Source organism: Mycobacteroides sp. PCS013 (assembly GCF_049532645.1).
Lineage (GTDB): Bacteria > Actinomycetota > Actinomycetes > Mycobacteriales > Mycobacteriaceae > Mycobacterium > Mycobacterium gwanakae.
The window spans coordinates 96,408-117,204 of sequence record NZ_CP150131.1; the positions used below are offsets into that span (position 1 = coordinate 96,408).

Genomic DNA, 20,797 nt, shown 5'->3' on the forward strand with positions numbered 1-20,797 from the left:
ATCCCGGCGTCGTTAAATGTCTTCGAAGGTCGGGATGCCCCACTCCTCATGCCCGCCGCCGTGCAACAAGGTGGCACGGGTGACCGAGCGGGCACCGAACCTCTCGCGTAGCTCGTCCAACGTGCTGTCCAGCGCTAGTGTGTTTGTCTGCGAACTGTCGAATGGCAACTCCAATTGCGTTACGCCGCAGGAGTCGAAGTTGGAGACAGAGAAACCGATCAGGGTGATGCCCCGTTCCGCGACCAGCACAGCGGCCTCGGCGACAAGCTGGCGTGCCACGGCCAGTAGGTGTTTCGTGGAAGTCGTGGGCCGTGACACGGTGTGTGAGCGCGTCGCGCGCGTGTAGTCGTCGAACCGTAGCCGGAGTACCACCGTTCGGCAGCTGCGGCCGGTGCCACGCATCCGGCGCGCGATCCGTTCGATGAGTTGTGTGGCGATCGCGTCGATCTCGTCGCCGGTGCGCCGCCGTCTGCCGAGCGCACACTGTGCGCCGATTGAGCGCCGCCGCCGACCACCCTGCACCCGTCGCGGATCGACATTGTGTGCCAGGCAATGCAATTGATGCCCCATGGCGCGGCCAACCATCGACGCGAGGGTGGACTCGCCAAGATCGGCGATGTCGGCGACGGTGTGGATTCCGTACACCCGCAGCTTCTCGGCGGTGATGGTGCCGACGCCCCACAGCGCCTGCACCGGCAAGGGGCGCAGGAATGTCATTTCTTCGTGAGGTTCGACCACCAACAGTCCGTCGGGCTTACCCTGACGGCTGGCGACCTTGGCCAGGAACTTGGTGCGGGCGATGCCGACGGTGATCGGTAGACCGGCTCGACGGCGCACCTCCGCACGTAACGTCTCCGCGATATCACGCGGAGTGCCCGAAATGCGCAGTAGGCCAGCGACATCGAGAAATGCCTCGTCGATAGACAGCGGTTCGACCAGCGGGGTGGTGTCTCGGAAGACCTCGAAGACCTTCTTGCTCGCGGCACTGTACGCATCGAAACGCGGCGGTACCACCACGGCCCTCGGACATAGCTGTCGTGCCTGTCGGCCCCCCATCGCGGTGCGCACGCCGCAGCGCTTGGCTTCGTAGCTGGCGGCCAACACGACACCGCCTCCAACGATCACCGGGCGGCCGCGCAACGCCGGATCATCACGTTGCTCGACAGAGGCGTAGAACGAGTCCAGATCCGCGTGCAGGATGCTGGCTGACCCGGTCATGAACAGATGCTCGCACCGGGGTCCGACACCTAGATCCGGTTGATTTGCCCAACAGTCAGTTGATTCGGAGAATCGCGGGTCAATCCTTGATGGCGTCTGGGAGATATTTGACTTACGGCTAGGAAAACTATCGAGTCCGTGGTCGGCGGCATGGTGCAGTGTGCCCTACGTTTATCCCGAGTTCTCCAGGTTACTTCCAGCCTATTCACATTCTTTGCCCAGAAGGGGTGGTTCACGTGCGCGTACGACTTCGTGCCACGGCTGCCGCGGCGGTTTGCAGTGTCTGCATCTCCGCGTCGGCTTCCGTGCCTACGATTCAATCTCTCAGCGCCAGTCCAGAACAGCACCGGATCGTCTCGACGCAGTCCTATGCGCTGACGTCGAACGAAGGCTCACTGGCGCCGTCGAGCATCGGCTCGCTGGCGACATTGCCCGGCGTGTCAGGTTCGGCCGCGACACCTTTGGCCGCGGCTGCTACTCCGGCTCCGAGTTTGTTCCAGGCGATTCAGCCGGTGTTCACGGTGTTGGGTGGGGCGTTGACGCTGCCGTTCAATATCCCGTTCTGGTTTGTGACGGGGCAGCTGAACGCGGCCGCGAACCAGACCCAGATCAACAACTTTGTGACGGCCATCGGTCAGTTGCCGGGTGTGCCTGCTGCGGTGTTGTCGTATCTGGCGGGTATTCCGTCGCAGACGCTGCCGACCATCCCGTCGATTCCGGGTTTGACGTCGACGGCGGCTGCTCCGACGGTGAAGACGGCTGCGGCTGTCACGCCTGCCGCTGCTGCGGCTGCTGCTCCGGCTCCGAGTTTGTTCCAGGCGGTTCAGCCGGTGTTCACGGTGTTGGGTGGGGCGTTGACGTTGCCCTTCAATATCCCGTTCTGGTTTGTGACGGGGCAGCTGAACGCGGCCGCGAACCAGAAGCTGATCAATGATTTCGTGACCGCTATCGGTCAGTTGCCGGGTGTGCCTGCTGCGGTGTTGTCGTATCTGGCGGGTATTCCGTCGCAGACGCTGCCGACCATCCCGTCGATTCCGGGTTTGACGTCGACGGCGGCTGCTCCGACGGTGAAGACGGCTGCGGCTGTCACGCCTGCCGCTGCTACTCCGGCTCCGAGTTTGTTCCAGGCGGTTCAGCCGGTGTTCACGGTGTTGGGTGGGGCGTTGACGCTGCCCTTCAATATCCCGTTCTGGTTTGTGACGGGGCAGCTGAACACGGCGGCGAACCAGAAGCTGATCAATGATTTCGTGACCGCTATCGGTCAGTTGCCGGGTGTGCCTGCTGCGGTGTTGTCGTATCTGCAGGGGATCACGACTCAAACGGCTCCGACCATCCCGACCATCCCGGGTCTCACCTCCCTGGTCACGCCCTCGTCGAAGCTGGTCACGAACTCTGCGGTGGCGCAGTCCGATACCGCGAAGGTTGACGTCGCCAAGTCGGAAGTCACCAAGACCGGAACCGTGGAGGAAGCGGCGAAGCCCGCTACCGCGGCCACCCCGGCGGAGTCGGTGAAGGTCACGACTCCGGCCGAGCCGGCCAAGCCTGCGGAATCCGTCACCCCGGCGGAGTCGGTGAAGGTGACGACTCCGGCCGAGCCGGCCAAGCCCGCGGCCCCGGCTACACCCGCGGATTCGGTGAAGGTGACGACCCCGGCTGAGCCGGCCAAGCCCGCGGAAGCCGCCACCCCCGCCGAACCGGTCAAGGTGGCCACCCCGGCTGAGCCCGCCAAGCCGGCTCCCGCTGAGCCTGCCAAGCCCGCTGCCCCCGTCGACGCCGCCAAGCCGGTGGAGTCGAAGATCAATGTGCCCAAGGTCAAGCTGCCCACCCCGGTCACCAAGGTCGGCGAGGTCAGCGGTGGAGTCGCGACGAAGGCCGATGAGTCGGCCAAGGCCGACAAGAGTGAGAAGGCCGATTCCAAGGACACCAAGTCCGACAAGGGGTCCGCGCCGAAGAAGTCTGAAAATGACTCTTCAGCTGCGAAGAAGCCTGAGAGCGCGGCCTCGTCTACCGGGAAGTCGGAGTCCGCTTCGAGTTCCTCGCCGAGCTCGTCATCGAGTGACTCGCACTCGAGCGCCTCGAATGGTTCCTCGTCCGGTTCCTCGCACAAGGCGTCGTCGGACTAGTCCGCAATCGCAAGCTCAAAGGTCCCCGCGCCCGACATGGCGCGGGGACCTGCTTGTAAGCGGAACTGACATAAGTCAACATCATTGACATGGAAATCGATGGAACCGCGACCCTGGGGTACTTGCTGACCCGTACCGCGACATCGCTGCGCGGCAAGGTGGCGGCCCGTTTGGAGCCGATGGGCCTCAGCCTGCCGGAGTACATCTGCATGCAGATCCTGCGCACCTACCCCGGCATGTCCAACTCCGAGCTGGCGCGGCAGGCGATGGTCACCCGGCAGGCCATGAATGCGGTACTGCACCGGTTGGAGCAGGAAGGCTTGATCAGCCGTCCGGAGAACGCGGACCACGGCAGGTCGCTGCCAGCCCGCCTCACCCGGCGTGGCAGCACTCAGCTGGACAAGGCGGTTGAAGCCGTGACCGCGGGCGAGAACGAGGTCATGGAGAAGTTGACCGCTGACGAGCGCCGCGCGTTGAAGGTGATGCTGGCCAAGTGCGTTCCGAGCCAACTGCCATGAGACGCGCCGGGTGGCTGATCGCCTTCACCGGCCTGGTGATCGGGTTCAGCGTCTGGCTTCCGTGGTTGCGAACATCGGCCAGCGGCGGGGGCAGGGCCAATGCCATCGGCGGCGCCACCGGATCGGTGGTGCTGCCACCGGGATTCGGTGCGGGACAGATGATCTTGCTGGTTTCGGCGCTACTTGTGGTGGCCGGATGCATGGTGGGGCAGCACATTCTTCACCGCATCGCCCCGATCGCAGCAGGTGTACTTGCGCTCGGGCTGCTGGGGCTCGAATTGCTGTATTACCGCATCAACGTCAAGGTGCCGATTGTGACCGGCTACGGATTCTGGATCGCGATCGCGGGATCGGCCATCGCGGTCGCATTGGTGATTGTTGCCCTGTTGTCACGACCCCAGGCCGGCGAGCAGCAGTGGCACGATTGACCCGTACATCCCGTATTTGACGGTGCCCAGCGTATCCCGGTTCTTGCCTACCAGGGGTGCCACGAAACTCGTTGCGGTGGAAAGCACCTGGTCCTCGGCAACGGCCGCGTCAACGATCTGGTAGTTCAGCGATTCGGATCCGCCGAGCCGACGGCCGCTGGGCATGGTGGCCGATGCCGCCTGCGGCGTCATCTTGCCCTGACACAGCGCGGACATACCGGGAGTGAACGGCATGCCGAGGTCAACCTCGGGCAGGCAGAAGAAGCCGCGATCGGTGCGCATCACCCGGTAGTCACATGCCAGCGCGACCATGGCTCCGGCACCGAAGGCGTGACCATTGACGGCGGCGACGGTGGGGGTGGGGAACACGAGGAAACGCGCCAGAATCTTCTGGACCTCGGTGATGTACCAGCTGAGTTTGTCGGGGTTGGCGCCCAGGAAGTCGACGTCGAGCCCATTGGAGAAGAACTTGCCGCTGCCGGTCACCACCAGCGCCGAGGGGGTTTCGTCGGCAAGCACCTCGTCGAGCAGTGCGTTGATCTGCTCGATATTCGCTGTCGTGAAACGGTTCTCGTCGGTGCCGAGCTCTAGGGTGTAGATGCCTTCGGTGCGCTGCAGGGCTGGCATGTGTATTTACCTCAACTGTTCGAGAGCTGTCGCGACTTGCTCGGGAATGGGGACAGGTGTGCGGGCCTCGGAGTCCACGTAGACATGGACGAATCGGCCCAGGGCGCGGGGAGTGTCTTCGACAACACCGTCGATGACCTTGAACACCGCGAGCTTATAGATCACGCTGGTGCGACCGCGATGCTCCAGAGCCAAGCCGATGGACAGCTTGTCTGGGAAGGACACCTCGGCCAGGTACTTGCACGAGGTTTCGGCCACGACGCCGATGGCGGGCAGGTCGCGAATATCGCACCCAGCGGCCTCCATCAGCCAGCCGTTGACGGCGGTATCGAACCAGGCGTAGTACACGACATTGTTGACGTGCCCGTAGACATCGTTATCGGCCCAACGGGTTTGGTGCCGACGGTGCACCGGGAAGTCGGTTTTGGTGGGCAAGTCCGGCTTGGTCATGGGCGCAGCACCTGACGCACCGCGAGTCCGTCGGCCAGTGCGTCCAGCGCGATGTTGATGTCATCGAGGGGCAGCTCGCCGGACTTCAGCTTTTCCACCGGCAACCGTCCGACGCGCCACAGTGCCAGCATCGCCGGGATGTCCTGTTGTGGTTGTGCCGATCCCATGTAGGAGCCCAGGATGCTGCGGCCCTCGGCGACGATGCTCAACGCGGGCAGGCTGATTCGTGCATCCGGATGTGGCAGACCCACCGATATGGTGCCCCCGCCACGGCCGGTGAGTGCGTATGCCTGTTCCAGCACGGCGGCCGATCCGACCACCTCGAACACCCAGTCGTGTCCGCCGGGCGCTTCGTCGGGTGCACACGCGCTGGTGGCTCCGAGTTCAAGGGCCAGCTCGCGTTTGGCCGGCACCGGGTCGATGGCCAGCACCTCGCCGGCGCCGGCGGCTGCCGCGGACATCACCACGGCCTGCCCCACACCGCCCAATCCGAGGACCGCGACCGAATCGCCGGGGCGCACGGACGCAGTGTGGGTGACCGCTCCGAAGCCGGTCAGCATGGCGCACCCGAACAGCGCTGCCGTGTCCAGTGGTACGTCTTTGTCGACGACGACCACCGAATTACGGTCCACCACGGCATGATCGGCGAAGCCTGAGACGCCCAGGTGATGGCGGACCTCAGAGCCGTCGAGGCCGTGCAGTCGCGTACCCCCGCGGATGAGGTCGCCGCGGCCGTTGGCCGCCGCGGCGTCCGGGCACAGCGCGGGGCGGCCCGACGAGCAGTACCTGCAGGCGCCACAGCTCGGTACGTACACCAGCACCACGTGGTCGCCGGGGGAGACGTCGCGAACACCGGGGCCGACTTCGGCGATGACGCCGGCGGCCTCGTGTCCGAGTGCCATGGGCACCGGACGTATCCGGTTGCCGTCGACGACTGACAGATCCGAGTGACACAGCCCCGCGGCTTCGATCCGGACCAGCACCTCACCGGGACCCGGTGGGTCGAGCTCGAGTTCAACGACTTTCAGTGGGTGTGTGTCGCGGTATGGCCTTTCGATCGGTGCCGCGTGCAGCACCGCACTACGAATTCGCACAGACCCCTCCATAAATCGCATTGAGCCAGACGTGGAGCAGCGTATCGACCACCTTGCGGTCGTCGACCGCGGGCTGCTGCCCGGTGAAGGTGGCTCGCATCATCGCCTGGTTGATGAGGTTGAGAGCAATGGCGATATCGCGGGCCGGGATGGTGTTCGGCGCGGCGCCGCGTATGCGTTCGGCCTCAATACCCAGCGTCGTGTTGGAGACCCAGTTCTCCGTCACTTCGGACCAGCGTTGATCCAGCTCGGGGCTTGTTCCTTGCATGCTGGACAACGCGACGGTGAGGGCCCGGTGAGAACCGAAGGCGTCGAAGTAGGCCTTGATCACGGCGCGCCAATACTCGGCGGGGCTTGTCATGGCCGCGGGGTTGATCCCGGCGACGTTCGCGTCGGCCTCTTCGATGATTCGCTCGGCCAGCGTGAGGAGCACGGCCTCCTTGGAGGAGAAGTAGAAGTAGAACGTGGGCCGCGAGATGCCGGCTCCACGCGCTAGATCATCGACGGAGATATCCGTCAGTGGGCGTTGCCCGAGCAATTCCTCGGTGTTGGTCAGGATGGCCTGTATCCGCTCGTCCCCGGAGGGGCGCGTGGTTTTGCGGCCTCGCGTTGCCGGTTTTGTCACGTCTACCTGCGCATTCTATAAAGTTATCGACACACTGTTGACTTTCTCAACACTGCGTCGATAGCCTAGCTCTCATGACCGAACATGTCGAGATTGTCATCGTGGGCGCCGGAATCTCGGGGATCGGCATGGCCTGCCATGTCGCCCGTGACCTGCCGGGTAAGGACTTCGTGGTGCTCGAGGCGCGCGAGCGTATCGGTGGTACCTGGGACCTGTTCCGCTACCCGGGCATCCGCTCCGACTCCGACATGTTCACCCTGGGCTTCAACTTCCGCCCGTGGACGAGCACCAAGGGCATCGCTGACGGAACCTCCATCCGTGAGTACGTCACCGACACCGCCCGCGAGTTCGGCGTGGACAAGAAGATCCGCTTCGGTCACAAGGTCGTCGGCGCCGAGTGGTCGTCCGAGCAGGGACTCTGGACGGTGCGGGCCGAGCACGCCGGTGAGATCGTCGAGTTCACCACGCGGTTCTTCTTGGCGTGCACCGGCTACTACAACTACGACAAGGGCTTCACGCCGGAGTTCGAGGGTGTCGAAGATTTCACCGGCCAGGTGATCCATCCGCAGCACTGGCCGGAGGACCTGGACTACGCCGACAAGAAGGTCGTTGTCATCGGCAGTGGTGCGACAGCCATGACATTGGTTCCCGCGATGGCCGGAACCGCGGGGCACGTCACCATGCTGCAGCGTTCGCCTACCTACGTGGTGTCGCTGCCGTCGACGGACGCGCTCGCGGTGGCGCTGCAGGGCAAGCTTCCGGCCTCGATCGCATATCCGATCGTGAAGTGGAAGAACCAGATGGTCAGCTTCATCAGCTACCAGACGAGCCGCCGCGACCCGGAGCGCATGAAGGGCATCCTGCGTGCACTCCTGAAGCGGCAGCTGCCCGACTTCGATCTGGACAAGCACTTCACCCCGAAGTACAACCCGTGGGATCAGCGGTTGTGTGTGGTGCCGGACTCTGATCTGTTCCGCGCGCTGCGCAAGGGCACTGCCTCCATAGCCACCGACCGCATCGCGCGGTTCACGCCCAAGGGCATCCTGCTGGAGTCGGGCGAAGAGCTCGAGGCCGATATCATCGTGACCGCAACGGGTTTGAATGTTCAGCTGGCCGGCGGGCTCAAGCCTGTGGTGGACGGTGTGCCGGTGAACCCCGCGGACTCGGTGAGCTACAAGGGTTTGATGCTGACCGGGCTCCCGAACTTCCTCTTCACCTTCGGTTACACCAACGCATCGTGGACTCTCCGTGCCGATCTGGTATCGCAGTACGCCTGCCGCTTGCTCAAGTACATGGACAAAGAGGGCCAGACGGTGGTGTGGCCCGTCGAGCCCCCGACCACTGAGCGGCTGCCGTTCCTGGAGGACTTGGTCTCCGGGTATGTCACCCGCGCGGAGAGCGCGGTCCCGCACCAGGTGCCGCTGGCGCCGTGGCGCTCGTACCAGAACTACTTCCGTGAGCTGCCCGTCCTCAAGTACGGCAAGGTCGCCGACAAGGGTGTGCGATTCAGCAAGGTAAAGGTCTCGCGTGAGGCCCCCGTTGCAATAGGCAGGTAAATACCTGCATAATGGCCGGGTGCAGCCAGCACCCGGCCATTCTCATTGGGACATGGTGTTCAAGGCGCTCGCCGACCGGACTCGGCGGGAGCTGCTGGACCGGCTGCATGAACGTAATGGCCAGACCCTCAGTCAGCTGTGCGACGGCGTTCGGATGACGCGGCAATCGGCGACTCAGCATCTGGGTGTATTGGAATCTGCCAACCTGATTACTACCGTGCGACAGGGCCGGGAGAAGCTGCACTATCTCAATCCCGTTCCACTGCATGAGATTCAGGAACGGTGGATTGACAAGTTCGAACGCCCGCGGCTGCGGGCGTTGAGCGCCTTCAAGCAGCGAGCCGAGGAGCCGGAGATGTCGCAACCAACTTTCGTCTACACCACCTACATCAACAGCACGCCTGAGAAGGTGTGGCAGGCCATTACCGACCCCGAACTCAGCGGCCGGTATTGGGGGCACTCGAATGTGTCTGACTGGCAGCAGGGTTCACGTTGGGAGCATCAGCGGGTGGACGGGTCCGGCGTTGCCGACGTCGTCGGCACGGTCGTGGAGGCCGATCCGCCCCGAAAGCTGGTCACTACGTGGGCGGACCCGGCCGGCGGCGCCGACGCTCCCGTATCCACCGTCACCTTCCTGATTCAGCCGTATCAGGACATCGTGCGGCTGACCGTTCAGCACGCCGACCTTGCGGACCCGTCGGAGTATGCCCAGGCCAGCGGTGGGTGGGCCGCGGTGCTGTCAAACCTCAAGTCGTTCTTGGAGACTGGGGCCCCGCTGCCTACGGAGCCGTGGACCCAGCCCGGCTAGGCGGCACGCTTTTCACAGGCCCATCTCAGCAGGGATGTGCATTATGTAGACATGCGTGTACAAACTGACGTAGATCCGCTGCTCCGCCGTCTCCTGGATGAGGGCGATAGGGCGAATCCCTATCCGCTCTATGGAGAAATCCGGGAGTTGGCCAGGACCGGCGCTGTGCGCCCGCAGGGCCTGCCGGTCAGCGTGCTGGCGACTTTCGATGATTGCAATGCCATGCTTCGGCATCCGCTGGCCTCCTCGGACGCTCGTCACGCCCATATACGCCAGCGGGCGGGTAGTCCGGCGCCCGCACGCGAGCCGTCACTTCTGGGTCTGGACGGGGCGGCCCACGCCAGGCTGCGCGGCCTCGTCCAGAAAGCGTTCAACGCCAAGGTCGTCAATGCGATGACCGAGAGTGTTCAGCTGCTCATCGACGAATTACTCGACAGCGCAGCAGAAATGGGCACATTCGATCTTATTGCCGACTACGCGTACCCGCTGCCGGTGACCGTGATCTCACGGATCCTGGGGGTGCCGCCCGGCGATGAGTCGATGGTGGTTGACACGACCAAGCTGCTCAACGGCTCACCCGGACTCGTGTTCGCGCTCACCGGTGAGGCCCCGGATAACACCGCTCAAGTACAGGCGGATGCGGACATGCGTGCCTATTTCTCGGAGCTGGTTGCCTCGCGGCGACGTCACCCCGGTTCGGACTTGCTGTCGGCGCTCATCGATGCCGAAGCCGGTGGCGATCGCCTCACCGACGAGGAGATCGTCACCATGTGTGTGATCTTGTACCTGGCCGGCCACATCACCACGGTCAACCTGATCGGGAACGCGGCGCTGGCCATGCTGCGTCAGCCGCGGCACTGGCGGGAACTGGGAGCCGACGCGGAGTATGCCTCGGCGGTGGTCGAAGAGACACTGCGTTTCGACCCTCCCGTACAGATGGTCATGCGTACCGCGGCACAGGACATGACCGCCGGTGCGGCGACCTTGCCGGAGGGGGAATTGGTTCTGATATTTCTTGCTGCGGCACAACGTGATCCGGCTGTCTACGAGGACCCCGACACTTTCCGCCCACGGCGTTCCGATGCCAAACACCTGGCGTTCGGCCTTGGTCCGCACTTCTGCCTCGGTGCCCCGTTGGCGCGGCTGGAAGCAAGGCTCGCGCTATCTGCTCTGACCGCCCGGTTTCCCCACGCCCACATGGTCGCTGAGCCCACCTACACATCCAATGCAGCGCTGCGGGGAATCAGTACGTTCCCGTTGAGCGTTCGTTGATCCGCCACGGCTAACGCGCACGAACCACGGAGGCTAAGCATCCTGAGCCCGATTCGGGCCCTCTAGACTGTTGTGTTGTGTTATCTGCCACCCCACAGCGTCTGTTTCAGCTGACCGATCCGGCGACAGCTGCCATATGCCGATGGGCGCGGTTGCCATGAGCAAACGCGAGCCGGATCACGATAGGCCGCTCGGCCGTGCCGAGATCGTGCAGGCCATCCTTGCTTCAGCTGCAGAACTCTTCGCCGCGAAGGGGCCTAGTTCGACCTCGTTGCGCGATGTGGCGACGCATGCGGCCGTCAATCACAGTCTGATACACCGATATTTCGGTACTAAACAGCAGTTGCTGGCCGCCACACTGCAGCATCTCGCCGATAGGGGCGTCGAGCTGGCTGCATCTGGCGAGTTGGACGCGGAGCGCCAGGAACTCGGCGACCTGCACATGCGCGTTCTCGTGCGGTCTGCCCTTGATGGTTATCCGATCGCCGAGCTGCAGGAGCGCAGACCGGGAATGGAGTGGGTCCTGGATCAGGCGCGCCCCAACTTTCCCACCGAGCGTGGGGCGCAGCTTGCCGCGGCGCATGCGACAGCGCTGCAGTACGGCTGGCGTCTGCTTGGCCCGGTTTTGCGTGCGGGGTTTGGGCTGGCAGACATGGATGATGAAGCGTTGCGCGCCGAGGTAATCGCCGAGATAGGTCGTACGCTCTCGCTACCGCGAGACTGATTAGAGCCCAGCATATTTGGGCCAAGAGGCCAAGCATCTTGACCATTTTGTGCACAGTTGTGTACATTCAGGTCGAGATGTTAGACGAACCCGAAAAAAGCGAGACGGCCAGCAGTGACGCCGCATTGTGGCGTGTGCTGGTTCGTCGGCTGGGTGGCGCGGCAGCCATCTTGCACGCGGCGTTGCCCACGGCGGTGTTCGCGGTCCTTGCGCCGGGAGCTGGATTATTGGTGGCAAGCGTTGCGGCCCTGGGAACTTCCCTGGCGATCGTGTGCTTTCAGATCGCAATGGGCAGGACGGCCCGTGGTGCATTGATCGGGGCCGCTTCCGTGGGTGTTGCACTACTCGTTGCGTGGGGAATGGGCGATGCGCGAGGCTACTTCGTCATAGGAATCTGGAGAAGTCTGCTCGCGGCGATTGCGGGAACGGTGTCAATCCTGATGCGATGGCCTTTGGCGGGCTGTGCGTGGGGTTGGCTGCTTGACCACGGGACGCGTTGGCGCAGTGTTCCGCAGGCATTCCTGGCGTACGTACTGATGACATTTTCGGGAGTGCTTGCCAATGTCGCGCGATTCGTTGTGCAGCAAGATCTCTACGACACGGACAGCCTGTCGGCGCTGGCTGCGGCGCGAGTCCTTATGGGCTGGCCGTTAGGTGTCCTGCTCATCGTGATCGCTTACCCGTTGTTACGCCGGGCGCACCACGCGATGCGTGTTGCGGGTGACTGAGTCGCAGAACCGGCCAGGAAGGCGCTATGTGCCCACCGAGATCGGCCCGGTCGCGTCATCGGGCGCAACTGGTTTTGGCCCAAAGGGTTTGGGAGTTGGACGCGTGCGCACGTTGAGGGGCCACCAGAACCAGCGGCCCAGCATGGTGGCGATCGCCGGGGTCAAGAACGACCGCACCACCAGGGTGTCGAACAGCAGGCCGAGGCCGATGGTGGTACCGATCTGGCCGAGCACGCGCAGATCGCTGAAGATGAAGGACGACATCGTTACCGCGAAGACCAAGCCCGCGGCGGTGACGACGCCGCCGGTGCCGGCGATGGCGCGGATGATTCCTGTCTTCAGGCCCGCACCCGTTTCCTCCTTGAATCGGGATATCAGCAGCAAGTTGTAGTCTGCTCCGACCGCCAGCAAGATGATGACGGCCAGCGGGAAGATGACCCAATACAACGGAATTCCGAAGATGTACTGCCACACCACTACTGACATCCCGAACGATGCTGCCAGCGACAGTGCGACGGTCCCCACGATCACGAGTGCCGCGACCAGGCTGCGGGTGAGGAACATCATGATGAGCAGGATGAGGCCGAGCGAGGCCAACGCGGCCATCAGCAGATCGTATTTCTGGCCGTCGGCGATGTCCTTGTACGCCGAGGCGGTTCCCGCCACATAGATCTTGGCGTCAGCCAATGGTGTTGCTTTGACAGCATCGAAGGCCGCCTCTTTAATCGCGTCAATGTGTGCGATGCCCTCGGAGGTTTGCGGGTCCCCTTGGTGAGTGATGATCATGCGCGCGGCCTTGCCGTCCGGGGACATGAACAGTTTCATGCCGCGTTTGAACGCGGGGTTATCGAACGCCTCCGGTGGCAGGTAGAAGGAGTCATCATTCTTCGCATCATCGAAGGCCTTGCCCAACTCTGTTGCGGTGCGGGTGGATTCCGCATTCTGCGTATTGGTACCGTTGTTGATGGCGTAGTTGGACTGGGTCAGGTCGCGGTTCTTCTCCTGTATCTCGATCTGGGGCGGAATGAGATCCACGAGTTTGGGCTGCAAAGCGTCGAGTTTGTTGAGGCTTCCGGTGACGGTTTGGAGTGCGTCGACGAGTTCGTCGATACCGTCCAGCGCGTCGAAGACCGATCTCAGCGCCGCGCAGAAGGGGATGTCAAAACAGTGCGGCTCCCAGTAGAAGTAGTTGCGTATGGGCCGGAACTGGTCATCGAAGTTCGCGATCTTGTCCCGCAGGTCCTGCGCGACCGCCACGGTCTGCTGGAATCCCTGGGTTTGTTCATGCGTGATCGCCGCACTTTGTTGTTGAAGTGCCAGCTGCTGTTTCAGCACGGCGATGGTCCGCGTCATCTGATCAGCCTGTTGGGACAGATACAGGGCCTGGTTCTCCTGCTGCGAGAGATTCATCAGCTGGCTGGCACTTGATGCACTGATCTGAAAGGGAATAGAGGAGTGGGTGATCGGTGTTCCGAGCGGGCGGGTGATCGATTGGACCAGCGCCACGCCGCGGGCGTGCAGAACGGATTTGGCGACGCGTTCCAACAAGACCATTCCCGCGGGGTTACGCATATCGAAATCGGTTTCGATCATCAGAAGCTCGGGGTTCAGGCGCGCGACGGAGAAATGTCGCTCGGCGGCGGTATACCCCACGTTGGACGGAACCGAGCTTGGCATGTAGATGCGGCCGTCGTAAGTGGTTTTGTACCCCGGCAATGCGAGCAATCCGACAAGCGTGACGATGCATGAGACGACGAGAATAGGTCCGGGCCAGCGCACGATTGCGGTTCCGACACGGCGCCAGCCGCGGGTACGCATCGCGCGTTTGGGGTCCAGCAGGCCGAAACGGCTTCCGATTACCATCACTGCCGGTGCCATGGTGAGGGCCGCCGCCAATGTCACCAACACCCCGAGCGCCGCGGGCAGGCCCAGGGTCTGAAAGTAGGGCAACCGTGTGAACGACAGGCAGAGTAGTGCGCCCGCGACCGTGAGACCCGATCCGACGATCACGTGCGCGGTGGACTTGAACATCGTGTGGTAGGCGGCCAGGCGATCCTCACCGGCCGAGCGTGCCTCTTGATAGCGGCCGACGAAAAATATCGCGTAGTCGGTACCGGCGGCAATGGCGAGCATGGTCAGCAGATTCGTGGCATACGTCGAGAGGCCAATGACGCCCGTATGTCCCAGTGCTGCAACGATTCCGCGGGCTGCCGACAGTTCCACCAGGACTGTTACCAGAACCAGTGCCGTGGTGGTGAGTGATCGGTAGACGACCAGCAGCATGATCGCGATGACAGCGAAGGTGATGATCGTGACTTGGGCGGAACCTGCGTTACCTACCTCGAACTGATCGGTGATGGTGGGAGCCTCACCGGACACGTAGGCCTTGACCCCGTCTGGAGCTGGTGTGTCAGCCACAATGCGACGCACGGCGTCGACGGACTCATTGGAAAGCGCCTCGCCCTGATTACCGGCGACATAGACCTGTACGTAGGCGGCCTTGCCGTCCTTGCTCTGGGAGCCGCCTGCCGTGATCGGATCGCCCCAGTAGTCGGCGACGTGCTGCACGTGCTCGCGGTCGTCGTTCAGCCGTTGCACCAGTGTGTTGTAGTACTGGTGTGCTTCCGCGCCAAGGGGTTTGTCGCCTTCCAGGACAACCATTGCGGAGCTGTCCGAGTCGAACTCGTTGAATACCTTGCCGATATGTCTCATCGCGAGTGTCGACGGCGCATCGGCGGCGTTCAGCGGGGCGGACCGTTCTTCACCCACCACCTCCAGTTGGGGCACGGTGGCGTTGGTTACCGCTGCGATGGCCACCCAGAACAACACAATCGGCACCGCGAGGCTGCGAATGATCCTCGCTGCCCGCGATTCTTGGGTGTGGTCGGCGCTCATGCGGACTTGTCCAGGCAGGTGGTGTAGCCATTCACGATGGTGACAGTCCTTTCGTCTTTGACGATGCCGTCGACGGTGATGCGGCAGCCCGTCACGTCACCACTGCCCTGCGCGCGCAGGTCGGCGAACAAGGTGGGGTCGTTGGTCACGAGTTCGTGAGACCAGGGCAGCGCGGCGTTGTCGACGCGGTGCGGCTGAGCCATCTCATCGAGGAAGTTGATGGTGGCTGTGCTCCCCGACGTGCCGAAGACCTCGAGAAGGACGCGCTTGGGGTTGTAGTTGGTGTTCTCCATGGCCTCGGTGCCAGGACGTGACAGTTCGATGTTTGAGCCGAAAATGCCGTGGAGCCGTGTCACTCCGAAGGCCACTACTGCCACCACGGCTGCCGCGACGATGAATGTCCACCAGCGTTTGAGGAAATTCCAGAACCAGCCCTGCACCAGCGTCCACGCCCTCTCGATAGTCGCTGACCGACTTGTGTAGAACGGTACGGTACCGTACTCCCATGACGAAGGGCGTGTCAACGGGGTTGACTAAGGCGGAGAAGAAGCGACAGGCCTCCCAGTGGACGCCGCGCGAGGTGGAACTGCTCGCTGTCACCCTGCGGCTGTTGCAGCAGCATGGGTACGACCGGCTGTCGGTCGACGAAGTCGCCGCGGAGTCGAAGGCGAGTAAGGCCACGATCTATCGCCGTTGGCCGTCGAAGGCGGAGCTGGTGCTGGCTGCCTTTGTCGAAGGCATGCGTGCACAGCTGGTCCGACCGAATACCGGTTCGCTCCGTGAGGATCTGCTGCAGATCGGGATGAACGCACTCGCTGACGTTCGGCGCAATACGCCCGTCATGCGTGGTCTGCTGATCGAGATTGAGCGAAACCCAGACTTGACCAAGGCATTTCGGACGAAGTTCATCGATCAGCGCAAGTTGTTGCTCGATGACGTACTTACCGCAGCTGTGGAACGCGGCGAGATCGAGGCGGCCGCCATCAATGAGGAGCTTTGGGATCTATTACCGGGGTACCTGGTGTTCCGTTCGTTGATGCCCGTGAGATCGCCGACGGCCAACAGCGTTCGCACCCTGGTGAACGATGTCATCATGCCCAGCCTGACCCGGGAGCTCTGAAGCTCCGATCTTTTGTGTTGGTGGGGTTTACGCTCTGGCGCTTACGGCACCGCATTGATCGCGGTGTTCGATGTTTTGTGCGCCGCCCTCAGAATCCCATTGGTTCTGCGCTGCGAACGTATCGATCCACGTACCGGGCTCTGTTCGGTTGGCCGGTAGCAGTTGGGCGACGGTCGCCGTGTTGCCGGGAGCAGCCGCCGTCATCATGGTGGTGTGAGCGGGCAGGGTCTCCGTGTCCGGTGGGACGATCAACAAGGTGAGATGCGATCCATCTGCTCCCTCGACACTGACGGTGTTGCCCGGCTGACTAAGTGACCAATTCAGATGTGTTAGGCGATTGTGAAACAGTATCCGTCTCGAGACCGTCGACCACTCCGAGACCTGGTATGTGATCCGGTCGATAGAGCCCAAGCGGACACTGAGAATCCTGAGCAGCTGTGGCAGCTCGCCCATCAGATCCCTGGAGTAAGGCCACCATGCGCCATCGACGTGTCCGGTTGGTGGCGCCTTGGGCTTCAATCGCAGACGAACGGCCGGTCCGCTTCGGGGTTTAGAAAACACATGATGCGTCATCAGACGCTCCTGCCTTGGGCCCGCAACCGGGACCAGTTTTCCGACGGCACAGCACCCTATCGGTGAGCGAGTATCTGAACACCGCCGTATACGCCAGTTTACTCCTATCGATGGAAGGAATGAAGAAGGATCCGGTTGCCGGTTTCCCACTCCGGTACGCCAAATCCATTGGATATCTGCAATTTTAGGATTGTTCCGCTTGATGTAGACGCCACTTCACAGCCCCTGCTAAGGGCGTACGAGAAGAACTGAGCAGCATTGTTCACGTGATGATCGGCAGAGCCGAGCCGCCTGCCCGGCCTCCGACGCACCGATCACCGCGACCGCAATCGGTTCGTGGCAGCGGGCGACGAACCGGGCGATTCGGGCGCGAGTTGTCACCGGGTAGATGTGAACGTCGCGGTACTGCTCGTGCAGGCTGGCGACGCGGCGCTCGAGTTCATGATGCATCCCCTCACCGAGTTTGTGCGGCCAGGTGCCTATCGCAAGTACCGGTAGCTGACGTAGCCGCGCCTCCCGTATGGCGTGGTCAATGACATTCCGGTTTCCCTTAGATCCATTGACAGACACTGCGATCCAATTCTGTCGGTTAGTGTTCCAGCTGCGACCATCTGCCGCGTTTTCCAGCACTGATAGCTCCGACGGCTGGTCCGGAAGCGTTGCGCGAGCGATCAGAACGGGACAATGGGCCTGCTCGGCGAGCCTAGTGGCCGTCGAGCCGAGGGGCGCATGCACAAATCGGCCGGCGCCGATACAAATGAGACTGGCACTTCTTGACTCGAAGACAAGCGCGTCAGACGGCAGTCCGCGGACGAGGATGGTATCCACTTTGACCGGCTTGCCGGTCGCCTCAATCGCAGCTGCGGCTGAGCGTAAAGATGATTCGGCGAACCGCTCATCATGCCGACCTTCGGCTACGAGTGATTTCGTGGTCGCGACCGGTCGCATGACGTGGACAAGGCTTAGTGGCACATCACGACTGATCGCCTCGTCTATCGCCGATTCCGCAGCGAAAAGGGCGGCCTTCGATCCGTCGATTCCCACCACTACCGGCCCGCGCTGGTCAGTGCTGGACATCAGAGCCTCCAGTTTTCGGGCTCCGTGGAGTCTGCGCGTCGTCCGGTTTCGGCTGAGAAGCCGTTGATCTCGGTCGCAACCTGAGGGGACGGAGACAACGACCTAGCGGCGGCCGCGCCCTCGTGTGAGAGGAACGCACCGAGCTCGGCAATGGTTGACATCAAGGGAGCCGGGAACACAACCGTGGTGTTTTTGTCGACGCCCAGCTCGACCAGGGTTTGCAGGTTGCGCAGCTGCAGTGCCAGCGGATGGTCCATCATGGTGTCAGAGGCTGCACCGAGCGCGGCTGCTGCGAGGGATTCTCCCTCCGCGGCAATGATCTTCGCGCGCTTTTCGCGCTCTGCTTCGGCCTGGCGTGCCATCGCGCGTTTCATGCTATCGGGCAGCTGAATGTCCTTGAGCTCCACCAAGGTGACCTGGACACCCCACTCGATGGTCGTGACGTCGAGAATCCCGCGAATATCAAGGTTGATTTTCTCGGTCTCGGCCAAGATCTCATCCAGCGTGTGCTGACCAACCACTTTGCGCAGCGTCGTCTGTGCGATCTGATTGATCGCTGTATGCACATTCTCAATCGCTACAACGGATTTCACAGCACCGACAATCTTGAAGTAGGCCACGGCAGACACATCGACGCTGACATTGTCGCGGGTGATGATGCCCTGAGACTGAATCGGCATCGTCACGATCCGCAATGAAATCCGGTGCAATACATCGACAAATCGGAAAATGAACCGTAGGCCGGGTGCTCGTTGGCCGATCACTCGGCCCAGTCGAAACAGCACGCCGTTCTCATATTGCTTGACAACACGAACCGACATTGTTAGCGCCAGCATGCCCAGTAGTATCAGGATGGCTGCCACGATGATCGGAGTCTTCATGGCCGTGCCCCTGGTGCGTCAGGTTGGAGTCTGGGCGGCGCGCGCTGTGACAGGCGGGGGGGCAAATCAGTCAAGGTGGGCATGGCGATCCTGACGGGCAGACGATCACCGGGTATGTCAGGACTCGGAGCTCGCGCTCCTCGAGTTCTACGGCGGGCAGCAGAACCTTTCTCAGACCAGCTGTAATTCTCAGCTGCCTTCAACGCTACACCTCAAGGATTCAGCGCGCTACGTCGATTCCCCGCACACCCAGATGCACTTGGAAGTATCCACTTTCAATGTCCGCGCTCAATGTTGCTAGTTGTTCGCGGCCCTGACGGGTAGTCTTGGAGTGACGAGCTTTCCTGGCGCGGCTAAGGGACCATGCTCTGGGCAGAGCTAGGGCCGAACTATTGAGCATGGGCAAGAGTAGTGGCTGATTTTCGCGAAGGAACGCCCGATCCGGTGATTGGGTCGACGAGTTCGGACCACGTCAGCGCCGACATTATCGATCTACGGAACGCTCTGGGCGATCTGGCGGGTCTGGTGGCAGGCAGCCAAGGGCTGCCTGAATTACTTGCGGAGGTAGCGACTTTCGCAGTGCACGCCATTCCGGGCGCTGATGGTGCCGGGGTGACGCTGTTGCGGGTGGACCATCCGGACAATATGGTCGAAGCGCTGGCAGTAAGTGCGCCGTTTGTCTCTAAGATTGACCATATTCAATACACCATGCTTCAGGAAGGCCCCTGCATCACAGCGGCACTGGAGCGCCGCACGGTACGTTCCGGCTCATTGGGAGGGGAGCGGATGTGGCCACGGTTCGGTCCGCGCGTAGGCAGGCTAGGTGTGCACAGCGCTCTTTCGTTACCGCTGCTCTTGCCGGGCCAGGTGGTCGGCGCGATCAATGTGTACTCCCACGGCAAGGACGTCTTCGATGAGCGGGCGGCGGAACTGGGCGAGCTGTTCGCCAAACCGGCCGCGGTGGCAGTACATAACGCTCAATTACTCGCTCAAGCAAGGGCTTTGGTCACGCAGTTGCATACGGCTTTGTCCACGCGACCGGTAATTGATCAAGCGATCGGCCTGCTGAGAGGGCGCAGCGGACGCAGTGTCGAGGAGGCGTTTACCCAGTTGCGGGCGATCAGCCAAGCCGAGCACCGCAAGTTGGCGGACGTGGCGCAACGCATCGTCGATGAGGCGGTTCGCCGGGCGCGCGCCCGGCGCTCGGCGCGCTGAATTCACCGCCTGTGGCCGGCAGCGGCGCCGCATTGCGTGTACCCGCGCAGGGTTGAGAGTGGAGTACAGCAACGGATACGGGCCCTGACCCGCACGCCCAAGTTCTCCACGGCGCACCAGCAATCGCGATTCACGGTATTGCCCGACTCGACAGCGCTCGGGAGCGCTTAGGGAGTATCCACCTCGTGAAGATCACTGCGGCGATGGCCGCGGATCTGGCGATCCTCACCCAGGCGTTGGATGCACCTGGGGTCAACGTCGCAGATAGTTTGCGTCAGTTGGCCGCAGATGCCGCTGCCGCGATACCGGACTATCTGGGCCTGAGTGTGATTATTTCCGAAAGCGATCTGCCGATCACCTTCACTCTCATGGCCGATGGGCCAGCGACCGTAGACATCCGTGCCTCGCTGCGCATAATGCTGTCGGGCGGACGGAACCGTCTTCCAGTCGCCCTCGTTCTGCGTTCTGGAGTGCCGGGAGCGTTCGTCGAACTCGCTGCAGACCTGGCCTTGCTCGCCACGCAACCACTGACTGACCTCATCTTTGACCAGGATCTCACCGAGGTAGACAGTGCGAGCGCCAACCAACTACAAGCGGCCACCGACATCAACCAGGCCATCGGATTTCTGATCGGCCGTGGCTACACACCCCATGTGGCCCGGCAGCATCTTGACGCCCAGGCCGTCCGCATCAGCACCAGTCGGCACGCCATCGCGCAACTCATCCTCAGCGAGGGAGATGGCTGACGCATGACTCACGCGCGGATTGCTCAAAACATCAGGCGTCACTGACGGTAATGACACAAACGCCTGGGCCCGACCGCGTGAGGAGTAGCGTTGACAGTGTCAGGCGGAGCATCCTTGCG

Annotated in this window: 21 protein-coding genes; 11 read left to right on the forward strand and 10 right to left on the reverse strand. The window is 62.5% G+C overall.

Annotated features, from left to right (window positions below):
• Positions 1-12 precede the first annotated feature (12 nt).
• Complete coding sequence (gene dinB, locus RHO23_RS00430) at positions 13-1,218, reverse strand: DNA polymerase IV (RefSeq protein WP_423488507.1); 1,206 nt, start codon at positions 1,216-1,218, stop codon at positions 13-15.
• Positions 1,219-1,445: 227 nt separating this feature from the next.
• Here dinB and RHO23_RS00435 point away from each other — a divergent pair, with 227 nt between their 5' ends.
• The 3 genes from RHO23_RS00435 (at position 1,446) to RHO23_RS00445 (ending at position 4,287) form a co-directional block, all read left to right on the forward strand.
• Positions 1,446-3,341 (forward strand): hypothetical protein, encoded by a 1,896-nt coding sequence (locus RHO23_RS00435; protein WP_423488508.1) that lies wholly within the window; start codon positions 1,446-1,448, stop codon positions 3,339-3,341.
• An 89-nt stretch (positions 3,342-3,430) separates the two neighbouring features.
• Positions 3,431-3,859, forward strand: coding sequence for a MarR family winged helix-turn-helix transcriptional regulator (locus RHO23_RS00440; RefSeq protein ID WP_423488509.1), 429 nt, complete (start codon positions 3,431-3,433; stop codon positions 3,857-3,859).
• Positions 3,856-4,287: a hypothetical protein gene (locus RHO23_RS00445; protein ID WP_423488510.1), complete on the forward strand. Its 432-nt coding sequence runs from the start codon at positions 3,856-3,858 to the stop codon at positions 4,285-4,287. Before RHO23_RS00440 ends, RHO23_RS00445 begins: the two co-directional genes overlap by 4 nt.
• Here RHO23_RS00445 and RHO23_RS00450 read toward each other — a convergent pair.
• Genes RHO23_RS00450 through RHO23_RS00465 form a run of 4 tightly spaced genes read right to left on the reverse strand, consistent with a single transcriptional unit; the run spans position 4,249 to position 7,083 of the window.
• Positions 4,249-4,914: an enoyl-CoA hydratase/isomerase family protein gene (locus tag RHO23_RS00450; RefSeq protein ID WP_046252654.1), complete on the reverse strand. Its 666-nt coding sequence runs from the start codon at positions 4,912-4,914 to the stop codon at positions 4,249-4,251. The two genes, RHO23_RS00445 and RHO23_RS00450, sit on opposite strands and share 39 nt — an antisense overlap.
• Positions 4,915-4,920: 6 nt before the next feature.
• Positions 4,921-5,364 (reverse strand): acyl-CoA thioesterase, encoded by a 444-nt coding sequence (locus RHO23_RS00455; RefSeq protein WP_423488511.1) that lies wholly within the window; start codon positions 5,362-5,364, stop codon positions 4,921-4,923.
• Positions 5,361-6,458, reverse strand: coding sequence for an alcohol dehydrogenase catalytic domain-containing protein (locus RHO23_RS00460; protein ID WP_423488512.1), 1,098 nt, complete (start codon positions 6,456-6,458; stop codon positions 5,361-5,363). The genes RHO23_RS00455 and RHO23_RS00460 overlap by 4 nt, the downstream gene beginning before the upstream one ends.
• A complete protein-coding gene (locus RHO23_RS00465) occupies positions 6,445-7,083 on the reverse strand; it encodes a TetR/AcrR family transcriptional regulator (RefSeq protein WP_423488513.1) in 639 nt (212 codons plus the stop codon). Before RHO23_RS00465 ends, RHO23_RS00460 begins: the two co-directional genes overlap by 14 nt.
• Positions 7,084-7,157: 74 nt before the next feature.
• Here RHO23_RS00465 and RHO23_RS00470 point away from each other — a divergent pair, with 74 nt between their 5' ends.
• The 5 genes from RHO23_RS00470 to RHO23_RS00490 all read left to right on the forward strand — a co-directional run bounded on the left by RHO23_RS00470 (position 7,158) and on the right by RHO23_RS00490 (position 12,171).
• Positions 7,158-8,639: a flavin-containing monooxygenase gene (locus tag RHO23_RS00470; protein WP_423488514.1), complete on the forward strand. Its 1,482-nt coding sequence runs from the start codon at positions 7,158-7,160 to the stop codon at positions 8,637-8,639.
• A gap of 52 nt (positions 8,640-8,691) precedes the next feature.
• Entirely contained in the window at positions 8,692-9,447 is a 756-nt protein-coding gene (locus RHO23_RS00475; RefSeq protein ID WP_057966553.1) for an ArsR/SmtB family transcription factor, read from the forward strand.
• Between the two features lie 51 nt (positions 9,448-9,498).
• Entirely contained in the window at positions 9,499-10,719 is a 1,221-nt protein-coding gene (locus RHO23_RS00480; protein ID WP_423488515.1) for a cytochrome P450, read from the forward strand.
• Between the two features lie 157 nt (positions 10,720-10,876).
• Positions 10,877-11,443 (forward strand): TetR/AcrR family transcriptional regulator, encoded by a 567-nt coding sequence (locus RHO23_RS00485; RefSeq protein WP_057966614.1) that lies wholly within the window; start codon positions 10,877-10,879, stop codon positions 11,441-11,443.
• 77 nt (positions 11,444-11,520) lie between these two features.
• Complete coding sequence (locus tag RHO23_RS00490; protein WP_423488516.1) at positions 11,521-12,171, forward strand: DUF3159 domain-containing protein; 651 nt, start codon at positions 11,521-11,523, stop codon at positions 12,169-12,171.
• Between the two features lie 24 nt (positions 12,172-12,195).
• On the opposite strand, the gene RHO23_RS00495 is transcribed toward RHO23_RS00490, so the two are convergent.
• Both RHO23_RS00495 and RHO23_RS00500 read right to left on the reverse strand, forming a co-directional pair.
• Positions 12,196-15,066: an RND family transporter gene (locus tag RHO23_RS00495; RefSeq protein ID WP_423488517.1), complete on the reverse strand. Its 2,871-nt coding sequence runs from the start codon at positions 15,064-15,066 to the stop codon at positions 12,196-12,198.
• On the reverse strand, positions 15,063-15,506 hold the full coding sequence (locus tag RHO23_RS00500; RefSeq protein WP_064407910.1) for an MmpS family transport accessory protein: 444 nt from the start codon (positions 15,504-15,506) through the stop codon (positions 15,063-15,065). The genes RHO23_RS00495 and RHO23_RS00500 overlap by 4 nt, the downstream gene beginning before the upstream one ends.
• Positions 15,507-15,571: 65 nt before the next feature.
• Between RHO23_RS00500 and RHO23_RS00505 the strand changes: the two genes are divergently transcribed.
• A complete protein-coding gene (locus RHO23_RS00505; RefSeq protein WP_423488518.1) occupies positions 15,572-16,186 on the forward strand; it encodes a TetR/AcrR family transcriptional regulator in 615 nt (204 codons plus the stop codon).
• Positions 16,187-16,213: 27 nt separating this feature from the next.
• Here the strand turns inward: RHO23_RS00505 and RHO23_RS00510 are convergent, their stop codons facing one another.
• The 3 genes from RHO23_RS00510 to RHO23_RS00520 form a co-directional block, all read right to left on the reverse strand.
• A complete protein-coding gene (locus RHO23_RS00510; protein WP_064407912.1) occupies positions 16,214-16,759 on the reverse strand; it encodes a DUF5994 family protein in 546 nt (181 codons plus the stop codon).
• 228 nt (positions 16,760-16,987) lie between these two features.
• A complete protein-coding gene (locus RHO23_RS00515; protein ID WP_064407913.1) occupies positions 16,988-17,836 on the reverse strand; it encodes a universal stress protein in 849 nt (282 codons plus the stop codon).
• Positions 17,836-18,672 (reverse strand): SPFH domain-containing protein, encoded by an 837-nt coding sequence (locus tag RHO23_RS00520; protein WP_423489139.1) that lies wholly within the window; start codon positions 18,670-18,672, stop codon positions 17,836-17,838. The genes RHO23_RS00515 and RHO23_RS00520 overlap by 1 nt, the downstream gene beginning before the upstream one ends.
• 456 nt (positions 18,673-19,128) lie before the next feature.
• Between RHO23_RS00520 and RHO23_RS00525 the strand changes: the two genes are divergently transcribed.
• Positions 19,129-19,932 (forward strand): GAF and ANTAR domain-containing protein, encoded by an 804-nt coding sequence (locus tag RHO23_RS00525; RefSeq protein ID WP_101312398.1) that lies wholly within the window; start codon positions 19,129-19,131, stop codon positions 19,930-19,932.
• Positions 19,933-20,117: 185 nt separating this feature from the next.
• On the forward strand, positions 20,118-20,678 hold the full coding sequence (locus RHO23_RS00530; RefSeq protein ID WP_423488519.1) for a hypothetical protein: 561 nt from the start codon (positions 20,118-20,120) through the stop codon (positions 20,676-20,678).
• Positions 20,679-20,797 lie beyond the last annotated feature (119 nt).

What these genes read in the sequence shown, in the direction of transcription:
- dinB (WP_423488507.1), bottom strand. Translation starts at nt 1,218, where the DNA reads ATGACCGGGTCAGCCAGCATCCTGCACGCGGATCTGGACTCGTTCTAC.
- RHO23_RS00440 (WP_423488509.1), top strand. Translation starts at nt 3,431, where the DNA reads ATGGAAATCGATGGAACCGCGACCCTGGGGTACTTGCTGACCCGTACC.
- RHO23_RS00445 (WP_423488510.1), top strand. Translation starts at nt 3,856, where the DNA reads ATGAGACGCGCCGGGTGGCTGATCGCCTTCACCGGCCTGGTGATCGGG.
- RHO23_RS00450 (WP_046252654.1), bottom strand. Translation starts at nt 4,914, where the DNA reads ATGCCAGCCCTGCAGCGCACCGAAGGCATCTACACCCTAGAGCTCGGC.
- RHO23_RS00455 (WP_423488511.1), bottom strand. Translation starts at nt 5,364, where the DNA reads ATGACCAAGCCGGACTTGCCCACCAAAACCGACTTCCCGGTGCACCGT.
- RHO23_RS00470 (WP_423488514.1), top strand. Translation starts at nt 7,158, where the DNA reads ATGACCGAACATGTCGAGATTGTCATCGTGGGCGCCGGAATCTCGGGG.
- RHO23_RS00475 (WP_057966553.1), top strand. Translation starts at nt 8,692, where the DNA reads ATGGTGTTCAAGGCGCTCGCCGACCGGACTCGGCGGGAGCTGCTGGAC.
- RHO23_RS00480 (WP_423488515.1), top strand. Translation starts at nt 9,499, where the DNA reads ATGCGTGTACAAACTGACGTAGATCCGCTGCTCCGCCGTCTCCTGGAT.
- RHO23_RS00485 (WP_057966614.1), top strand. Translation starts at nt 10,877, where the DNA reads ATGAGCAAACGCGAGCCGGATCACGATAGGCCGCTCGGCCGTGCCGAG.
- RHO23_RS00490 (WP_423488516.1), top strand. Translation starts at nt 11,521, where the DNA reads ATGTTAGACGAACCCGAAAAAAGCGAGACGGCCAGCAGTGACGCCGCA.
- RHO23_RS00495 (WP_423488517.1), bottom strand. Translation starts at nt 15,066, where the DNA reads ATGAGCGCCGACCACACCCAAGAATCGCGGGCAGCGAGGATCATTCGC.
- RHO23_RS00505 (WP_423488518.1), top strand. Translation starts at nt 15,572, where the DNA reads ATGACGAAGGGCGTGTCAACGGGGTTGACTAAGGCGGAGAAGAAGCGA.
- RHO23_RS00510 (WP_064407912.1), bottom strand. Translation starts at nt 16,759, where the DNA reads ATGACGCATCATGTGTTTTCTAAACCCCGAAGCGGACCGGCCGTTCGT.
- RHO23_RS00515 (WP_064407913.1), bottom strand. Translation starts at nt 17,836, where the DNA reads ATGTCCAGCACTGACCAGCGCGGGCCGGTAGTGGTGGGAATCGACGGA.
- RHO23_RS00520 (WP_423489139.1), bottom strand. Translation starts at nt 18,672, where the DNA reads ATGCTGGCGCTAACAATGTCGGTTCGTGTTGTCAAGCAATATGAGAAC.